This is a genomic window from Variovorax sp. P5_A3 (assembly GCF_056400665.1).
On sequence record NZ_JBFUKW010000007.1, the window covers coordinates 178,842 to 195,174 of the forward strand.

The following is a 16,333-nucleotide window of genomic DNA, read 5'->3' on the forward strand; positions in this document are numbered from 1 at the left end:
GTGTAGAGATCTCACTCGGCGCGGATATCGTTGGCTCGGACGACTTCGCCCAGCAGCTTGTAGTAGTGGCGGGTCAGTTCGGCCAATTGCTCGGGCGTGCCGCCACCGGCGTCGTCGCCACGCTCGGCGATGGTCTTCTGCACGTTCGGATCCTTGAGCGCACTGTTCATCGCGGTGTTGACCTTCTTCACGATGTCGCCGTTCAGTCCCGGTGGGCCGTACAAGCCGATGAACGAGATGATCTGGAAGTCCTTGATGCCCTTCTCGGTGGCCGTCGGCACATCGGGGAACGCGGGCACGCGCTTGGCGCCGGTGGACATCAGCGCCTTGAGCTGGCCGGACTTGAGGAAAGGCGCCACCACCGACGAAGCGTCGAACATGGCGTTGACGCGGCCCGCAATCAGGTCGGTCATCGCCGGACTGCTGCCCTTGTAGGGCACGTGGTTCATCTTGGGCTTGCCGATGCGCTCGCGGAACAGTTCCATGGCGGTCTGCACCAGGCTGCCGGGTCCACCCGAGGCGTAGTCGATGCCGTTGCCCGCCTTGTCCTGCGCCTTGACCCAGGCAATGAACTCGGTCAGGTCCTTGACCGGCAGGTTCGAGGGCACGACCAGCATCAATGATGAGGTCAGCAACAGGCCGATGGGCACGAACTTCAGCGGGTCCGCCATCGCGGTGTTGCGATAGGTGTGCGGGTTGAGCACCATGTTGCTGCCGTTGCCGACGAGCAGCTTGTAGCCGTCGGGAGGGGCCTTCATGATGAAGTCGGTGGCGATGTTGCCGTTGGCGCCCGGCTTGTTGTCGATCACTACCCCCTGGCCCAGGCTGGTCTGCATGCCGGCAGTGAGGATGCGCGCCGCGAAGTCCGTCTGTCCGCCCGGCGGGTAGCCGACCACCAGCGTGACCGCCCGGGTGGGCCATGCCCCCTGGGCCGCCGACACGCCGGGCAACATGCCCGCGCCAACGCCCAGACCGACCTGCAACGCGATGCGCCGCGAAAGAGCAACGTCCGACTCGATGGGCAACATGATGTTCTCCCGACCTTGGCGAGGTCGATCGCGCATCATAGGAGTGCAGGGGAAGGCTCACAAGAGCGCCCTCGGATGCCATCGATGAACGGCCTCGACCTACTTCTTGTTGCGGCGACCGATCAGGCGCCCGAGGGCGGCGCGGACGCCGGGCTTGTCGCGGGCGCCGGCCGCTATCGGTGTGGCGCGGTACAGCGCACGCTGCTCTTCGAGCACCAGCTTGAGCGCCGCGAGGTTGCGCTCGCTGTAGATCCAGACGCCCGAGACCACGAAGTGCCCTGGCAAGGCATCGGCCTTCGGCGTGATCTGCACATTGACGGCGCCGATGCGATCCACCGTTTCGGCCCGCGAAGTGGCCTGTTCCGCGCCGCCGCCAAGGACATCGACCCGCCGCGTGAAGACGAAGCTGATCGCCTGGATCTGGTGAAAGTGCTCGGCAACGAAAGCGCAGATTTCCAGGAAGATGAGGCGCCCGACGTGGCGGCGTTCGTCACGAACGACCCGTGTCGGCGTGAAGGCTTCGACGTGCACTTCCGTCCCCATGTTCAGCACCGGGACGGGATCGAGCGTCCCGAGGAGGACGCTTCCGTCGTAGACATGCATTGGGAGACCCAGCTCGTAGGGGTTCGCTTCGGGGCCGGTGATCCGGAGTTTCTTGAAGGTCATGAATGGCGTGTGGGGCGGGCCTCATGGCGTTTGCGCGCGCACACGGGTAGAACGCTTTGTGTTTGGGCGAGACTGTAGTTGCTGCCAAATACCGAACCGGATGCGCTCGCAGATAGTTTCCATACGGACAAGACGAATTTCACGCATCCGCAATCGGATACACAAGGGGCTCTCAATGAAAACGTTGCTTCTGTCTGTGGCGATACTCCTCCTGGCCGGTTGCGGACAGCCACCTTCGACGGCCATGCAGGCTCCCCAGTCCGGCAACTATTGCTCGGCGGCGGTTTCCGGATCCTGCCTGGGGTGCGACATCAGTTGTCCGCCGAGGGCCAGGCCTTCGTGCWAGACAGGCAGCAGCACGACATCGAACACGGGAGGCTTGTGCACTCGCGCGGCGTCATGCACTTGCCAATGAGCTGCCTGCGGAGCGCGGACGGCGGATGGCGTGGGTCTGGGTCTCTCGGTGGTCGCCCGCCTGGCTCGCGCATTGAAGTCGGAGGTTCGACTCGATTCGGCGGCGGGCAAGGGCACGCGTTTGCAAAGTCAGGCCCAAACGTGACTTCTGACCGCTCATCGGCGTGAGCAACTGCCCAGGATGCGCCAAACGGCGGATGCACAAGAAGCCGGCCCGGATGCAGACTGTTGAACTTCACAACACGTAGAGGTCGAGGATGGAATTCATGCACTGGCTATGCATTGGCGCGGGATTGGGCGCGGCGGCGACGGGTTGGTTCCTCGTCGTGCCCCTGTACCGGGGCGGGCGGCCGCTCAATGATCGAATGGCCGATCAGGTCACGCAGTCCGCCGCGCTGGTGAAGGAGTGCAACACCACGATGGGTGCGGGAACAGCCTTCGGACGGCTTTCGACGATCCGTTGACCGGCCTCGCGGCCGCATCTTCCAGTTCCAGCGGGAGAGGTTCGATCAGATCCCGGCGCCGCTCGTGAACTGCTCCGACTGGGGCGAGAGCAGGCCATTCGTTCTCGCATAGTGCAGCGCCTGCGTCCGGCTGCTGACGCCGATGCGCTTGTAAAGCCGCCACATGTGCACCTTGACGGTGTCTTCGCTGATCTCCAGGCGCTGCGCCATCTCGCGATTGCCGAGACCTTCGTTGAGCAATTGCACCAGTTGGCGTTGTCTCTTCGTCAATCGTCCGCCCGGCGCGGGTGCCTCGTCGCTGTCGGTGTCGCTCTCGATGTCTTCGATGAGCAGGGCTCGCAGCGAGGCAGCAAGCTGCGTGGCGCCACTGGCCTTGTCGATATAGATGTCGGCGCCGTGCGCGAGGCATTGCGCCTCCATGTCCGCCGCCGGAGAAGCCGAATAGACCGCGAGCGGAACGCTCGAGAAACTCTGCTTTATCGCGATCACGCCGGAACAGCCCGTGGTGTCCGGGAGATTCAAGTCAAGGCAGAAAAGGTCCGGGGTGCCATGCTTTGCCACGGCGTCGTCCAATCGGGAAAGGCGGTCCAGTTCGACGATATTGGCCGCAGGACGCACTCTGCGCAGCACCATGGAGACTGCGTCTCTGATGAGTGGATGGTCGTCAATCACGTAAATGCTCATGTCGTCTTCTTGTCCAGGCTGTCGAGTTGATTGAGAGTTTTTGATCCTCGCATGGCGCGCCTTATATTGCATGACGGTGCCCTCCGGCAGATGGACTCGATGAGGCGTTTGTCACATTCGGCCTGCTTTGAAACCCGAATCACCGGAACTTTCCAACATTGAAGAGGAGGGATGTCAGCGTCAAGAAAATGACGATTTCCGGACATGCAAGGCATTGGACTAAGCTATAGCCCTTGATTGATTTGACAAAGGCGACTCATGACTCAGACCTATTCCCAGCTTCAAAAGAAGATTTCAATGCTGCAACGACAGGCGGACGCCCTTCGCGAGAAGGAAGTTTCAGGTGTCATTTCGCGCATCAAGGTGGCCATAGATCACTACGGGTTGACCGCGGGCCAACTCGGCTTCGGCGCGGCCCCGGCCGGCAAGAAGGCCGTTCCGAAGCCCGCGTCACCGACGGGCGCCAGGTACAGCGACGGCAACGGCAATGCGTGGTCGGGTCGCGGTCCGCGCCCGCATTGGCTTCGCGACGCGCTGGCGTCGGGCAAGTCGCTCGAAGATTTCATGACCGGCGCTGCAGCAGTGGCGCCCGGCAACAAGGCCAAGACCCGCAAGTTCAAGCGTCGGCCTTCGTCGGTGCTGTATCGCGACGGAAGCGGCAACTCATGGACTGGACGTGGTCCTCAACCGCGCTGGATGAAAGAGGCCCTGGCCAGCGGCAAGACGCTCGAGGAACTGAAAGGCTGAAGCCTCAGACGAGTGCGCCGGGCATCGTCATGATGTCCCAGGCGCCACCGAAGCCGCTCGGAATGGGGCGATCGACCGGTGCCTGCATCGTCGCCAGGACCGTGCGGCCGGCCTCCTGTGCGGCCTGATACGAAGGCAGCGGTCCGGTCGCGGAATCGATGAGCGTGGGGGAAAGCCGAAGCCAGCCTCCCGGTTGAACAATCAACCAATAGAAATGCCCGGCAATGGGTTCTTCGACGACTAGGCTCAGGGCTGGCTTCATTCGCTGTGAAATCAAGTTCATGCGGCCCCCATTGGATCGCGGAGCGCAGCGGCCTCCCTAGGTAGGAAGTCACGGCCGCCGGCGAAATCTAAAGTTCGCGGGAACCCGTCCCCCGCGAACGCACGGGAGCCTCAGTGCTTCTGTTTTCCGGGTGCGTCCGAACTACCTCCACGAGAGCATTCGCACGCGTTGCAGCTTCGGCCACGGTGACCGGGATCCGGATCGTCATGTCGAGCAGCATCTGGGCCATGCCCTTGCCGAGCGGGTCCATGCGCATCGACGAAGGGCCACCTCCATCGAGCGCGTCGTGCAGCACGAGGTTCATCGATGCAGTGCCCGGCAGGTAGAAGCGCTCGACCGGACCATGGACGAGGTGCGCGAAGTAGTCGCGCACAGCCTGCGGCGTCACTCGGTCCCACAGCAGGGGCATCCACTCGGGGCGGCGGGCGACGAGCCCGATGTTGGAGAGATTGCCCTTGTCGCCGCTGCGTGCGTACGCGAGCTCGATCAACCTCACTTCCCTCATCGGCTCGTCGGAGTCCGACCATGCAGCTGAAATTTCGACCGCGGGATCTTCGACATCGCCTGCGACCGCCGGCATCGCTACCGGGCAACGCTCGCCATCGAGCACGAATGCCATCGGCACATCGTTCTTTTCGAGCAGGAAGGAGAAGGGCTTGATCAGCGGCGACACGGCCGGCCGTCCACCGCCGGGCCCCGTCGTGCCGGGTGCCCAGGAGGTGCCCGCCGGCGCGATCTCGCGCGCGAACATCGCGAGCGCCGCCTTCTGCCGATGATTCGCCACCACGCGCATCATCACCTCGCGCGCATGCCGGGTCCGTGCATGCGGTCCGTACAGCGATTCCGATCCGATCACTTCGATGTGGGTCGATGTGAAAGGAGGCTGGCCGCTCTCGCGCAGGATGCGGCTCGTTCGCTCGATGATGGCCTCGGCCGTGCGCCGCGCCTTCCGCTCGGCGTCGATGCCGATGATCACCATGCTGCCGGCGCAACGGAAGCCGTCGAGCTCGGTCGCGGACACCTTGTAGGTCGGGGAGGGCGCACGGCCCTTTGCCGCGCTGACATGCACACGGTTCTCGGCCTGCTGCTCGATGACGACATGGCGGAAGTCGCAGGTCACGTCGGGCAGCATGTAGGCAGCCGGGTCGCCGATCTCGTAGAGCATCTGCTCGGCGACCGCGGCGCGGATCACCTTGCCGCCGGTGCCCTCGGGCTTCGTGACGACGAAGCTCCCATCTGCATGGCACTCGACAATCGGATAGCCCATGTTCGCCCAGTCGGGGATGTCTTCCCAGTCCGTGTGCAGGCCGCCCGTCGCCTGGCAACCGCATTCGATGATGTGGCCCGCGAGGCTGCCCGAGGCCAGCAGGTCGAAGTCCTCGCTCGTCCAGCCGAACTCGTGCATCAGCGGACCGAGGGTGACGGCACTGTCGACGCAGCGGCCGGTGATCACCACGTCGGCGCCTGCCGCCAGCGCCTCTGCGATCGGCACCGCACCGAGGTAGGCGTTGGCGCTCAGCACCTTGTCCGGCAGTTGCTCGCCGGTGAACATGTCCTTCACGCCGCGCTCGCGCAGCGCGGGCATGAGCGCGCTGACGTCATCGCCCTCGACGACGGCGATGCGCAGCGCGATGCCTTCGGCCTCCGCCATCGCCCGCAGCGCACTGGCACACCCATGGGGATTGATGCCGCCCGCGTTGCTGATCACCTTGATGCCTTGCCGCTCCACTTCGCCGAGCACGGACTTCATCGCGATCTCGACGAAGTCGGTGGCGTAGCCCATCTCCGGCTTCCGGGCCCGCGCCGCCGCGAGGATCGACATCGTGGTCTCGGCCAGGTAGTCGAACACCAGGTAGTCGAGCCGGCCCAGCTTCACCAGTTGCGGAGCGGCCACCATGCTGTCGCCCCAGAAGCCCGAAGCACCGCCGATGCGGACGATCTTCTGTACGGTTGATTCGGTCATGGCTCTTTTCCTGCGCTAACGCGATGCATCCAGCTTATCGGGAGACGTCTCGAAAAGGCTTGCGCCAAGTCGCTACCGATAGCCACTCCGCGCAAGACCTCCGCAAGCGCAAAGGCTAGCCTCCACGGCCAAGAGGAGTCACCCATGGAATTTCTGGATGCGCCACCGCTGCCTTTCTATTTCAGTCCTGATCACGAGCAGTTCCGCGCCAGCCTGCGCGACTTCATCGCGCGCGAAATCACCCCCTTCGTGAACGAGTGGGACGAGGCGGAGACCTTTCCGCGATCCCTGTACCAGCGCGCCGCCGAGATGGGCGTGCTCGGCCTGAACTACCCTGAGGAATACGGCGGCACGCCGGCCGACCTGTTCTACCAGGTGGTGGTGGCGGAAGAGTTTGCCCGGTGCGGCTGCGGCGGCATCCAGGCCTCCCTCAATTCCCACAGCATTGCCCTGCCGCCCATCCTTGCCGCCGGCAGCGAGGCGCTCAAACGCCGCGTGCTGCCGCCGGTGCTCGCAGGGCAGAAGATCGCGGCGCTCGCTGTGACCGAGCCTTCGGGCGGCTCGGACGTTGCAAGCCTTCACACGACCGCCATCCGCGACGGCGACCACTACGTCGTGAACGGCGAGAAGACCTTCATCACCTCCGGCATTCGCGCCGACTTCATCACGACCGCCGTGCGGACCGACCCTTCGAACAAGGGCGCCGGCGGCATCTCCGTGCTGGTGATCGACGGCGACACGCCCGGGCTGACGCGCACCCCACTCAGGAAGATGGGTTGGTGGAGCTCCGACACCGCGCACCTGCGCTTCGACAATTGCCGCGTTCCGGTCGCGCATCTCGTGGGCGAGGAGCACCGCGGCTTCAAGACCTTCATGAACAACTTCAATTCGGAGCGGCTGTTCATGTCGGCGCTCGCCTGCGGCATGGCGGAAGTCTGCCTGAAGGAGGCGGTCGACTGGACGCGCCAGCGCGTGTCCTTCGGCACGTTCTTGTCGGACCGACAGGTGGTGCGGCACAAGCTGATGGACATGACCCTGCGCATCGACGCGGCACGCACCCTTGTCTACGACCTGACCTATCGCATCCAGCACCAGCTCGACGACCCGGCGCGGCTGGTCGCCCGCGTGTGCCTGGCCAAGGTGCAGGCGACGCAAGCCATGCAGTTCTGCGCGGACCAGGCCGTGCAACTCCTCGGCGGCATGGGCTACATGCGCGGCACGAAGAGCGAGCGCATCTACCGCGAGGTGAAGGTGATGATGATCGGCGGCGGCTCGGAAGAGGTGATGAAGGATCTCGCAGCCCGCCAGCTCGGCCTCTAGGACAACAAGGGCAAGGCACATGGCAACCATCGAGTCGAACATCTCCACCGGCAGCGAATCCTTCCAGGCGAATCGGGAAGGGATGCTGGCCCTGATCGAACGGGTGCAGGGCTACGAGGAACGCAGCACTGAGACCTCGGCCAGATCACGCGATCGCTTCGAGAAGCGGGGGCAATTGCTGCCGCGCGAGCGTCTGTCACTGCTGCTCGATCCCGGCACGCCCTTTCTTCCGATCTGCTCGCTGGCCGGGCTGGGCCTGGACAACCCCGACCTGGAGAAGAGCGTGCCGGGTGGCGGCGTCATCAGCGGCATCGGGTGGGTGTCGGGAGTGCGCGTCATGGTGAACGCCTCCGATTCCGGCATCGACGCCGGTGCATTGCAGCCGATGGGCATCCCGAAGCAATTGCGCGTGCAGGAACTGGCGCTGGAGAACAAGCTGCCTTATGTGCAACTGGTGGAAAGCGCGGGCGCCAACCTGATGACCTACAAGGTCGAGGAATTCGTGACCGGCGGCAGCCTGTTCCGCAATCTCGCACGCATGTCGGCGGCCGGGTTGCCGGTGATCACCGTCACGCACGGCTCATCCACCGCGGGCGGCGCCTACCAGACGGGCCTGTCGGACTACATCGTGATGGTGCGGGATCGCTCCCGTGCCTTCCTCGCAGGCCCGCCGCTGCTGAAGGCCGCGACGGGCGAGATCGCGACCGAGGAAGAACTGGGCGGCGCGCTCATGCACACCTCGATCTCCGGCCTTGGCGACTACCTGGCCGAGGACGATCGAGACGCCATCCGCATCGCGCGCGAGATCCTGGCTCACATCGACTGGAACCGTGACATGCCGCCCGAGCGCCCGGTCAACTACAAGCCTCCGCGCTACGACGCCGAGGAACTGCTGGGCATCATGCCCATGGACCCCAAGCGGCCGGTGGACATGAAGGAAGTCATTGCCCGCATCGCCGACGACTCGGAGTTCCTGGAGTTCGGCGAGAACTACGGCAGCGCCACGGTGGTCGGCCACTGCAAGATCGAAGGACTGCCGGTCGGCATCGTCACCAACAACGGACCGATCGATCCGGCCGGCGCCACCAAGGCCACGCATTTCATACAGGCCTGTTGCCAGTCGAAAACGCCGATCATCTACCTCAACAACACCACCGGCTACATCGTCGGCAAGGCCTACGAGGAGGCAGGCATCATCAAGCACGGCTCCAAGATGATCCAGGCCGTGACCAATGCGACGGTGCCGCAGATCACGATCTACTGCGGCGCGTCCTTCGGCGCCGGCAACTACGGCATGTGCGGCCGCGGCTTTCATCCGCGCTTCTGCTTCTCGTGGCCCAACGCCAAGACGGCGGTGATGGGCGGCGAGCAGGCCGCGAAGACGATGGTCATCGTCACCGAGGCGGCCATGAAGCGAAAGGGCGAGGTCGACCAGGCCAAGCTCGATGAGCTGGAACGCCGGATCATCGACCGCTTCGACAGCCAGATGAGCGTGTTCACCACCAGCGCGCGCGTGCTCGACGACGGCGTCATCGATCCGCGCGACACGCGGGCGGTGCTTGCGAAGGTGCTCTCGATCTGTCGCGAGGCGGAACTGCGACAGCCGCAACCGATGCAGTTTTCCGTTGCACGCCCCTGAACCTCTCACGGACACGCTTCATGACTGCCTCGACACTGTCCCCGACGCCGTTCAGAAAGATCCTGATCGCCAACCGCGGCGAGATTGCGCTGCGGATCATCCGCAGCGCACACGCCCTCGGCTACCGCACCGTGGCCGTGTATTCGACGGCCGACGCCGGCGCGCGCCACGTGCGCGAGGCCGACCAGGCGGTTTGTATCGGCGAGCCACTGCCGGCGCAGTCGTACCTGTGGATCGACGCGATCATCGATGCGGCGAAGCTCAGCGGCGCGGACGCCGTGCATCCGGGCTACGGCTTTCTCGCGGAGAACGAGGATTTCGCCCGAGCCTGCAAGGACGCCGGTCTGGTCTTCATCGGTCCTTCGGCCGAGGCCATCGCATCGATGGGTCACAAGGCCGGCGCGAAGACGCTCATGAAGGCGGCGGGCGTTCCCTGCATCCCCGGCTACCAGGGGGATGACCAGAGCGAAGATCGCCTCGCCGCCGAAGCCGGGCGCATCGGCTTTCCCGTCATGATCAAGGCGGCTTCCGGTGGAGGAGGGCGCGGCATGCGGCTGGTTTCTTCGGCCGCAGAGTTCCCCGAACTGCTCCGCAGCGCGCGTTCGGAAGCCCAGGGCGCATTCGGCGATCCCGAGGTGATCCTCGAACGCGCCATCGTGGAGCCCCGGCACATCGAGATCCAGGTTTTCGCCGACCGCTACGGGCATGCCATCCACCTCGGCGAACGGGATTGCTCGGTACAACGACGCCACCAGAAACTCATCGAGGAAGCGCCGTCGCCGGCGGTGAACGCCGAATTGCGGGCCCGCATGGGTGCGACGGCCGTCGCCGCCATCAAGGCCATTCGCTACGAAGGCGCGGGCACGCTCGAATTCCTGCTCGACAAGGATCGCAATTTCTACTTCATGGAGATGAACACCCGGCTGCAGGTCGAACATCCAGTGACCGAGTCGGTCACCGGGCTCGATCTCGTCGAACTGCAATTGCGCATTGCCGCGGGCGAGCCGCTGACGCTCTCGCAGGACCAGGTGCAATTCCACGGCCATGCGATCGAGGTCCGGCTCTGCGCGGAGGATGCCGACCAGGGCTTCGTGCCCCGAAGCGGCACGATGGCGCTGTGGAGGATGCCCGCCGGCCTGCGCGTGGAAGAAGCGCTGGATTCAGGCGCCGAAATCCCACCTTTCTACGATTCAATGATTGCGAAGCTCGTCAGCCACGGCCGCACTCGCGACGAGGCGCGGCGAAAGCTCGCATCCGGCCTGCAGGACGCGGTGGCCCTTGGTGTCACGACCAACCAGTTCTTCCTGCAACGATGCCTGGCGCATCCGGTGTTTGCCGAGGGCAGCGCAACCACGGCCTTCATCGCCCAGCATCAGGAAGCGCTGCTCGCGAAGGATGTGGCCCTGCACGGTCGGGCAGCGGCCCTGGCGGCCGTGCTCCTGCATGAAAGCGCCGGCGATAGTCGCCAGAGCCCGGGCGCCCGGCGCCTGCCGCACCGGTTGCCGATCTCGCTGTGCTTCGATATGGGCGGTCGTTCGGTGAACGCGAGCATCGCCATTGCACATGACCGGTCGTTTCGCGTGACCATGGAGGGGCAGGCTTTCGAGATCAAACTCCTTGACCTGAGCGAGGCCTTGCTGCGTTTCGTCTGCGACGGCGTGCAGGAGAGCGCCGCCTTCCATCGCGATGGCACGACGCTGTGGCTCCACTGTCGCGGAATGCCCGTGCACGTCGAGGACAAGACACGCGCCGCATCCAGCCGGCAAGGCGGGGCGACCAGCGACGGCAGGCTTCGCGCATCGATGAACGGGCGGGTGGTCGCTGTCATGGTCGGCGTTGGCGACATCGTGCGTGCCGGGCAGCCGATCGTCACGCTGGAAGCGATGAAGATGGAGCATGTTCATGCGGCGCCCGTCGCCGGCAAGGTCACGGCCCTGCACGTCGGGACAGGCGACCAGATCGCGGCCAGCCGGGTCGTCGCCGAGATCGAAGCCATCGCCCAGGAAGGGGCTGGCGCCCCGGCCTGAGCCGGAACCGGAACCGGAACCGGAACGGCTATTGCCTGCTGGCGATCGTCATCTCACGGTCGTTGGCCGTGATGTCGAAGAGCGAGAGCAATTCCTGACCGAGGACGGCGTCGACCGATTTGCCACCGACCGGCCCGACGAGCACCGTCGACACCGGCACCTTGAAGGGTCCGAAAGTCATCGCCACACGCTCGATGCGACGCCCGTCCACGATGCCGCCTGCAGTCTGTATGTGCGCCGGCGCGCCCCCGATCAGGTTGGCCCGGGCCGCGAAGTCCTCGGTGACGACGACGCCGGCGTGGACCGTCGCGCCCTTGTCGATGACGAACTGGACCGGAAAGCCGTTTACCGTGCCCCGAATCCAGAACCGGCCGTCCTGCCCGATCGGCACCGTGACCTGCCTGGAGCCATCGACGGCGATGAACTCTCCCTTGCCCTGGGGCGGGTTCGTGGTGTCGACCAGCACGCAGCCCTTGGGAACCCCCGTCGTCGCACCCTGGCCCCATGGGACGTTCGTGTAGGTCTTGCCGCATCGGAACACGGGCTCCGCCGAGGCCGGCGACTGCATGAGCATGAAGCAGGAAGCCGTTGCAGCGAGCGCCACGGCACCGCGCCACTTCGGCTTGCAACTGGAGTGATTCGACATGGCGTCACCTCGCGTCGTTGGACGGACTCCACGATGCTCCCACCCATGCCGGCATCATGTCATCCAATGCCGACGTCGGCCAAGCGGTTTCCGGCGCCCGATCGACGGCATGCGTTCGTCGGCGATGCGGCGCATCGGCACATGACGCCATCCCATTCGCGCCCGGCCTAGACCAGGAGGCGATCCGCTTCGTCCAGCGGGTTCCTCGCCTCGCCGAGGTGCGAGCGATGCAGGCGCACGAGCGCGAAGGCCCGTTCCTGCGGCGGGTCGCCGGGCACGCGGGCGATGTCGAACTCGACTTCGGCACCGGCTCCGTCGGCCGCCTCGGCTTCGGACAACAGCACGTTCATCCGGCTCAGGTGCATGCGCCGGTGGCTGACCTGCAGCAACTCCCCGGCCTCCGAGAACGCGGTGCAGACGGTCTCGAGTTGCCGGTCCAGGGTCTCGGCCCGGGTGCCCAGGGCACGGAGCTCGGCATCGTTTTCCTCGAGTTGTTCGCGCAGCCGGGCGGCATCCTGCGCCGGGGCTGCCGCGCCGTCGGCGCCGACCATCGAGCGCATGCCGGTGGTGCCCTGTCGTTCGAGCAGGCGCAACCGTGTCGCGAGCAGGGCGCGTTCCTGCTCCAGATCTTCACGGCGGCTCGTGTCCGCTGCCACGCGCGCCAGCGCTTCGAGCATCAACTGGTCGACCAGTCGCTCCACGACCTCTTCCGCGAGCGCGGCGACGTCGGGTCCGCACAGCCTGAGCTTGTGGTCGCCGAAGCTCACGGTGGTCTGCTCGACATCGTGGCGCGTCGCCTGGCCTTGCAGCGCGACGCCCAGCGTGCGTCGTTCCGAAAACGCCATGCCGAGTACGGCATGAGCCTCCGTGAGCCCGGCGTTGGCGTCGAAGAGGGCACGCAGCGGCTCCGACTGGGCGATGACGCGCGAGACGTCGTCCGCCGCGCCAAAGAAAGCCCGGATGCAGGGGTCCGTCGACCAGGCCGCCACGCTGGCTTCGCGCGCATCCGGCCACGAAGCCACCAGACCGCGGATGTACGCCAGCCCCTTGCCGACCGACGCCTCGAGCCTCGCCTGGCAGCGGGATGCGTGTCGAAGCCGCGGGCTCAGGGCGATCACGCGCTCGACCATCTCGCCGAGCCGCGGATCGCTGGCCGGTGCGTGACCGCCGTCTCGGCCGAAAAGCCGGGCGATGATCCCCATGCTGCGCTTCAGCTGAAGTGGTCGCGCAGCACCTGGGCGCTGAGCGTGCGCTTGTGCCAGAACAGGTTGTGGATACGTTCCTGCAGCTTGCCCAGCGCCGTGGGGTCGATGCCTTCGAACGTCACTATCGCGCCGGGGCGCGAACTCTCGGCCTTCTCGCGGTGGATTTCGTCGCACGGCGGAAAGCCGTACTTGGCCAGGAATTCCTTGATGTCGTCGTCGGTGACGTCCGGGTCGAGGTTGGTGAGCAATAGACGGCTCATGGTGTCCTCCTGGGTTGCTGCCTGGGGATCAGGCCATCACGTGCACGCCGCCGTCGACGTACACCGTCTCGCCCGACAGGCGTCGGGCATAGGGGGTCGCGAGAAATGCGCAGGTAAAGCCGACATCCATGATGTCGACCAGTTCGCCGAGCGGTGCGCGCTGGGCCGCTTCGGTGAGCAGCAGGTCGAAGTCCTTGAGGCCGGAAGCGGCCCGCGTCTTGAGCGGCCCCGGCGATACCGGGTGCACGCGGATGCCCTGGGGGCCGAGTTCGTAGGCAAGGTAGCGCGAGGCGGCTTCCAGCGCCGCCTTCACGGGCCCCATCACGTTGTAGTTGGGCACGACCTTGTTGGCGCCGTAGTAGCTCATGGTGAACATGGTGCCTCCGTCCTTCATCAGCGGCGCCGCGAGGCGCGCCATGCGGATGAAGGAGTGGCACGAGATGTCCATCGCCTTGGCAAAGCCTTCGGCCGAGCAACTCAGCAAACCGCCCTGCAAGTCATCCTTCGGTGCCCAGGCCAGGGAGTGCACCAGCACGTCGAGCCGGCCCCAGGTCTTCTCGATCTCGGCGAACACGGCCTCGAGTTCGCCCGGCTGCGAGACGTCCAGCGGCAACAGGAGCGGCGCCTGCATCTCACGCGCCAGCGGCTCCACATAGCCCTTGGACTTCTCGTTCAGGTAGGTGATGGCCAGTTGCGCACCGAGTTCGTGGAAGGCCTTCGCGCAGCCATAGGCGATCGAATGCTCGTTGGCGATGCCGCACACGAGCACCTTGGCGTCCTTCAGTACCGGCTGGGGAATGTCCATGCTCACGATGAGTTTCCCTGTCGAGCAGTCGCCACGACCGCGAGCGTATGGCGCGCGATCATCAGTTCTTCGTCGGTCGGCACCACCCACACCGACACCTGGCTGTCCTTCGTGCTGATGCGCGGCCCGTCGGTGCGGTTGGCCGCGGCATCGAGCGTGATCCCCAGCCATTCGGCGCCACGGCACACGCGCTCGCGGATCACCGCTGCATGTTCGCCGATGCCGGCGGTGAAGACAAGCGCGTCCAGCCCTCCGGCCGCCGCCGCGAGCGAGCCGAGCTCACGACCGAGGCGATAGACGTACAGGTCGACCGCGAGGCGGGCGCGGGCATCCTCGCTGGCCAGCAGTGCCCGCATGTCGCTCGACAGACCCGAGACGCCCAGCAGCCCCGACTGCTTGTAGATGAGGTCCTCGATGGCGCGCGCATCCATGCCCATTTCGTCCATCAGGTAGATGAGCACGCCGGGGTCCAGGCTGCCGCATCGCGTACCCATGGGCAGACCATCGACCGCCGTGAACCCCATCGTGCTGGCCACGCTCCGGCCGCCGATCATCGCGCACATGCTGCTGCCGTTGCCCAGGTGGGCGACCACGGTGCGCCCTGTGGCGGCGAGCGGATCGAACTGGCCCAGCACGCTGGCGACGTACTCGTACGAGAGTCCATGAAAACCGTAACGCCGGACGCCCCTGCCGGTGATGGAAGGCGGCAGAGCGAAGGCCTGCGCCACTTCGGGCTGGCCACGATGAAAGGCCGTGTCGAAGCAGACCACCTGGGGCAAATGCGGTTGGAGCCGGGCGATCGCCTCGATCGGCGCGAGGTTGTGCGGCTGGTGCAGTGGGGCCAGCGGACTCAGCTTGCGCAGCGCGGCGATCACTTGGGGCGTGGCGCGCACGGGCCGCACGAAGTCCAGCCCGCCGTGCACCACGCGATGCCCCACTGCGGCAAGCCGATGACCCTCGCGGTGGTCCTGGAGAAATTGGGTGAGATAGCCGATGGCTCCTTCATGCCCGAGTTCGGTGCCTGGCGCCCAGGCATGCGCACCGACCTCCGCACCGTCCGCACCCTTGGCGGTGAACTTTGGCGCGGTGTAGAGACCTTCGATCTGGCCGCGCAGCAACAGGGCGTTGTCCTCGCCGTCCGCATCGAACGCACGGAACTTGATGCTCGACGACCCGGCATTGAGGACGAGGACGACATCGGCCATGCTGTCAGCCCAGTGTCTTCACGCCTTCGCGGCGTGCTTGAGCGACCAGCGCCGCGACGGCGCACGAGGCGAGCCGCGCGATCACCGAGTCGGCCCGGCTGGTCAGGATGATGGGTACCCGTGCGCCGAGCACGATGCCCGCGCAATCCGCGCCGGCCAGGAAGGTCAGGCTCTTGGCCAGCATGTTGCCGGCTTCGAGGTCAGGCACCAGCAGCACGTTGGCCCGTCCCGCCACCGGCGAGTCGATGTTCTTGATCCTGGCCGCCTCGACGTTGATGGCGTTGTCCAGCGCCAGGGGCCCGTCGACGAGGGCGCCGGTGATCTGGCGGCGGTCGACCATCTTGCACAGCGCGGCGGCTTCCACGGTCGAGGGAACCTTGGGATTGACCGTTTCCATCGCCGACAGAATCGCCACCCGGACCTCGGGAACGCGAAGCGCATGCGCGAGGTCGATCGCGTTCTGCAGGATGTCGGCCTTGTCCGCCAGGGTCGGCGCGATGTTGATGGCCGCGTCGGTGATGATGAGTGCATCGTCGTGCCCCGGCACGTCCATCACGAAGCAGTGGCTGACGCGCCGGGCGGTCCGCAATCCCGAGTCGCCCTTTACTACAGCGGCCATCAGTTCGTCCGTGTGCAGGCTGCCCTTCATCAGGGCTTCGGCCTTGCCCTCGCGCACCAACTGCACGGCGGCGGCCGCCGAAGCCTGGCTGTAGGGCGCATCGACGATCGGCAGGCCCGATACATCGAGCCCGCCGGCCGCGGCCACGGCGAGGATGCGTTCGCGCGGACCGACCAGGATCGGCGCGATCAGCCCGAGTTGCGCCGCCTCGACAGCGCCCGCGAGCGAGCTGGCGTCGCACGGATGCGCCACGGCGACGGGCGTCGGCGGGAGCGTCCGGCAGAAGTCGATCAGGCGCTGGTACTTGGCGTGTGGCGTGTGCATGGCGCTCCTGGTCTGCTTGGTCGAAAGGATGCAA

General features: G+C 65.8%; 16 protein-coding genes. 5 read left to right on the top strand and 11 right to left on the bottom strand.

The genetic code is table 11. The features are described from left to right. Positions 1 to 11: 11 nt before the first annotated feature. Positions 12 to 1,028, bottom strand: coding sequence for a Bug family tripartite tricarboxylate transporter substrate binding protein (locus AC1D3B_RS13250; RefSeq protein WP_478191121.1), 1,017 nt, complete (start codon positions 1,026 to 1,028; stop codon positions 12 to 14). A gap of 99 nt (positions 1,029 to 1,127) precedes the next feature. Then, entirely contained in the window at positions 1,128 to 1,694 is a 567-nt protein-coding gene (locus tag AC1D3B_RS13255) for a hypothetical protein (protein ID WP_478191122.1), read from the bottom strand. 680 nt (positions 1,695 to 2,374) lie between these two features. Between AC1D3B_RS13255 and AC1D3B_RS13260 the strand changes: the two genes are divergently transcribed. Then, positions 2,375 to 2,572, top strand: coding sequence for a hypothetical protein (locus tag AC1D3B_RS13260; protein WP_478191123.1), 198 nt, complete (start codon positions 2,375 to 2,377; stop codon positions 2,570 to 2,572). Positions 2,573 to 2,617: 45 nt separating this feature from the next. Here the strand turns inward: AC1D3B_RS13260 and AC1D3B_RS13265 are convergent, their stop codons facing one another. Continuing rightward, positions 2,618 to 3,256 carry a response regulator transcription factor gene (locus AC1D3B_RS13265; protein WP_478191124.1) on the bottom strand — a complete coding sequence of 213 codons (639 nt, stop codon included), beginning with the start codon at positions 3,254 to 3,256 and terminating at the stop codon, positions 2,618 to 2,620. 297 nt (positions 3,257 to 3,553) lie between these two features. Here AC1D3B_RS13265 and AC1D3B_RS13270 point away from each other — a divergent pair, with 297 nt between their 5' ends. Then, positions 3,554 to 4,003 (top strand): H-NS histone family protein, encoded by a 450-nt coding sequence (locus tag AC1D3B_RS13270; RefSeq protein ID WP_478191125.1) that lies wholly within the window; start codon positions 3,554 to 3,556, stop codon positions 4,001 to 4,003. A 4-nt stretch (positions 4,004 to 4,007) separates the two neighbouring features. Here AC1D3B_RS13270 and AC1D3B_RS13275 read toward each other — a convergent pair whose 3' ends face one another. Both AC1D3B_RS13275 and AC1D3B_RS13280 read right to left on the bottom strand, forming a co-directional pair. Next, positions 4,008 to 4,286, bottom strand: a complete 279-nt coding sequence (locus AC1D3B_RS13275; RefSeq protein WP_478191126.1) for a hypothetical protein — start codon at positions 4,284 to 4,286, stop codon at positions 4,008 to 4,010. A 67-nt stretch (positions 4,287 to 4,353) separates the two neighbouring features. After that, positions 4,354 to 6,249: an acyclic terpene utilization AtuA family protein gene (locus AC1D3B_RS13280; RefSeq protein ID WP_478191127.1), complete on the bottom strand. Its 1,896-nt coding sequence runs from the start codon at positions 6,247 to 6,249 to the stop codon at positions 4,354 to 4,356. Between the two features lie 144 nt (positions 6,250 to 6,393). Between AC1D3B_RS13280 and AC1D3B_RS13285 the strand changes: the two genes are divergently transcribed. From AC1D3B_RS13285 to AC1D3B_RS13295, 3 genes are read left to right on the top strand one after another with little or no spacing between them, the layout of a single operon-like run. Beyond that, positions 6,394 to 7,569: an acyl-CoA dehydrogenase family protein gene (locus AC1D3B_RS13285; protein WP_478191128.1), complete on the top strand. Its 1,176-nt coding sequence runs from the start codon at positions 6,394 to 6,396 to the stop codon at positions 7,567 to 7,569. A gap of 19 nt (positions 7,570 to 7,588) precedes the next feature. Continuing rightward, a complete protein-coding gene (locus AC1D3B_RS13290) occupies positions 7,589 to 9,208 on the top strand; it encodes an acyl-CoA carboxylase subunit beta (RefSeq protein WP_478191129.1) in 1,620 nt (539 codons plus the stop codon). 20 nt (positions 9,209 to 9,228) lie between these two features. After that, positions 9,229 to 11,235, top strand: coding sequence for an acetyl/propionyl/methylcrotonyl-CoA carboxylase subunit alpha (locus tag AC1D3B_RS13295; protein WP_478191130.1), 2,007 nt, complete (start codon positions 9,229 to 9,231; stop codon positions 11,233 to 11,235). A 28-nt stretch (positions 11,236 to 11,263) separates the two neighbouring features. Here the strand turns inward: AC1D3B_RS13295 and AC1D3B_RS13300 are convergent, their stop codons facing one another. From AC1D3B_RS13300 to AC1D3B_RS13325, 6 genes are all read right to left on the bottom strand, one after another. Then, positions 11,264 to 11,881, bottom strand: a complete 618-nt coding sequence (locus AC1D3B_RS13300) for a retropepsin-like aspartic protease family protein (RefSeq protein ID WP_478191131.1) — start codon at positions 11,879 to 11,881, stop codon at positions 11,264 to 11,266. Positions 11,882 to 12,048: 167 nt separating this feature from the next. Continuing rightward, positions 12,049 to 13,083 carry a hypothetical protein gene (locus AC1D3B_RS13305; protein WP_478191132.1) on the bottom strand — a complete coding sequence of 345 codons (1,035 nt, stop codon included), beginning with the start codon at positions 13,081 to 13,083 and terminating at the stop codon, positions 12,049 to 12,051. 8 nt (positions 13,084 to 13,091) lie between these two features. After that, a complete protein-coding gene (locus AC1D3B_RS13310) occupies positions 13,092 to 13,346 on the bottom strand; it encodes an RNA recognition motif domain-containing protein (protein WP_478191133.1) in 255 nt (84 codons plus the stop codon). 28 nt (positions 13,347 to 13,374) lie between these two features. Further along, a complete protein-coding gene (gene fabI, locus AC1D3B_RS13315) occupies positions 13,375 to 14,151 on the bottom strand; it encodes an enoyl-ACP reductase FabI (RefSeq protein WP_478191187.1) in 777 nt (258 codons plus the stop codon). Between the two features lie 2 nt (positions 14,152 to 14,153). Further along, the gene (locus AC1D3B_RS13320; protein WP_478191134.1) at positions 14,154 to 15,356 is read right to left on the bottom strand and encodes an acetate/propionate family kinase; all 1,203 of its coding nucleotides are present in this window, start codon (positions 15,354 to 15,356) and stop codon (positions 14,154 to 14,156) included. 4 nt (positions 15,357 to 15,360) lie between these two features. Beyond that, positions 15,361 to 16,329, bottom strand: a complete 969-nt coding sequence (locus tag AC1D3B_RS13325) for a phosphate acetyltransferase (RefSeq protein ID WP_478191188.1) — start codon at positions 16,327 to 16,329, stop codon at positions 15,361 to 15,363. Positions 16,330 to 16,333 lie beyond the last annotated feature (4 nt).

Bases quoted from the DNA above. Each gene is read 5' to 3' on its own strand.
- AC1D3B_RS13250 (WP_478191121.1), bottom strand. From the start codon at position 1,028: ATGTTGCCCATCGAGTCGGACGTTGCTCTTTCGCGGCGCATCGCGTTG.
- AC1D3B_RS13255 (WP_478191122.1), bottom strand. From the start codon at position 1,694: ATGACCTTCAAGAAACTCCGGATCACCGGCCCCGAAGCGAACCCCTAC.
- AC1D3B_RS13260 (WP_478191123.1), top strand. From the start codon at position 2,375: ATGCACTGGCTATGCATTGGCGCGGGATTGGGCGCGGCGGCGACGGGT.
- AC1D3B_RS13265 (WP_478191124.1), bottom strand. From the start codon at position 3,256: ATGAGCATTTACGTGATTGACGACCATCCACTCATCAGAGACGCAGTC.
- AC1D3B_RS13270 (WP_478191125.1), top strand. From the start codon at position 3,554: ATGCTGCAACGACAGGCGGACGCCCTTCGCGAGAAGGAAGTTTCAGGT.
- AC1D3B_RS13275 (WP_478191126.1), bottom strand. From the start codon at position 4,286: ATGAACTTGATTTCACAGCGAATGAAGCCAGCCCTGAGCCTAGTCGTC.
- AC1D3B_RS13280 (WP_478191127.1), bottom strand. From the start codon at position 6,249: ATGACCGAATCAACCGTACAGAAGATCGTCCGCATCGGCGGTGCTTCG.
- AC1D3B_RS13285 (WP_478191128.1), top strand. From the start codon at position 6,394: ATGGAATTTCTGGATGCGCCACCGCTGCCTTTCTATTTCAGTCCTGAT.
- AC1D3B_RS13290 (WP_478191129.1), top strand. From the start codon at position 7,589: ATGGCAACCATCGAGTCGAACATCTCCACCGGCAGCGAATCCTTCCAG.
- AC1D3B_RS13295 (WP_478191130.1), top strand. From the start codon at position 9,229: ATGACTGCCTCGACACTGTCCCCGACGCCGTTCAGAAAGATCCTGATC.
- AC1D3B_RS13300 (WP_478191131.1), bottom strand. From the start codon at position 11,881: ATGTCGAATCACTCCAGTTGCAAGCCGAAGTGGCGCGGTGCCGTGGCG.
- AC1D3B_RS13305 (WP_478191132.1), bottom strand. From the start codon at position 13,083: ATGGGGATCATCGCCCGGCTTTTCGGCCGAGACGGCGGTCACGCACCG.
- AC1D3B_RS13310 (WP_478191133.1), bottom strand. From the start codon at position 13,346: ATGAGCCGTCTATTGCTCACCAACCTCGACCCGGACGTCACCGACGAC.
- fabI (WP_478191187.1), bottom strand. From the start codon at position 14,151: ATGGACATTCCCCAGCCGGTACTGAAGGACGCCAAGGTGCTCGTGTGC.
- AC1D3B_RS13320 (WP_478191134.1), bottom strand. From the start codon at position 15,356: ATGGCCGATGTCGTCCTCGTCCTCAATGCCGGGTCGTCGAGCATCAAG.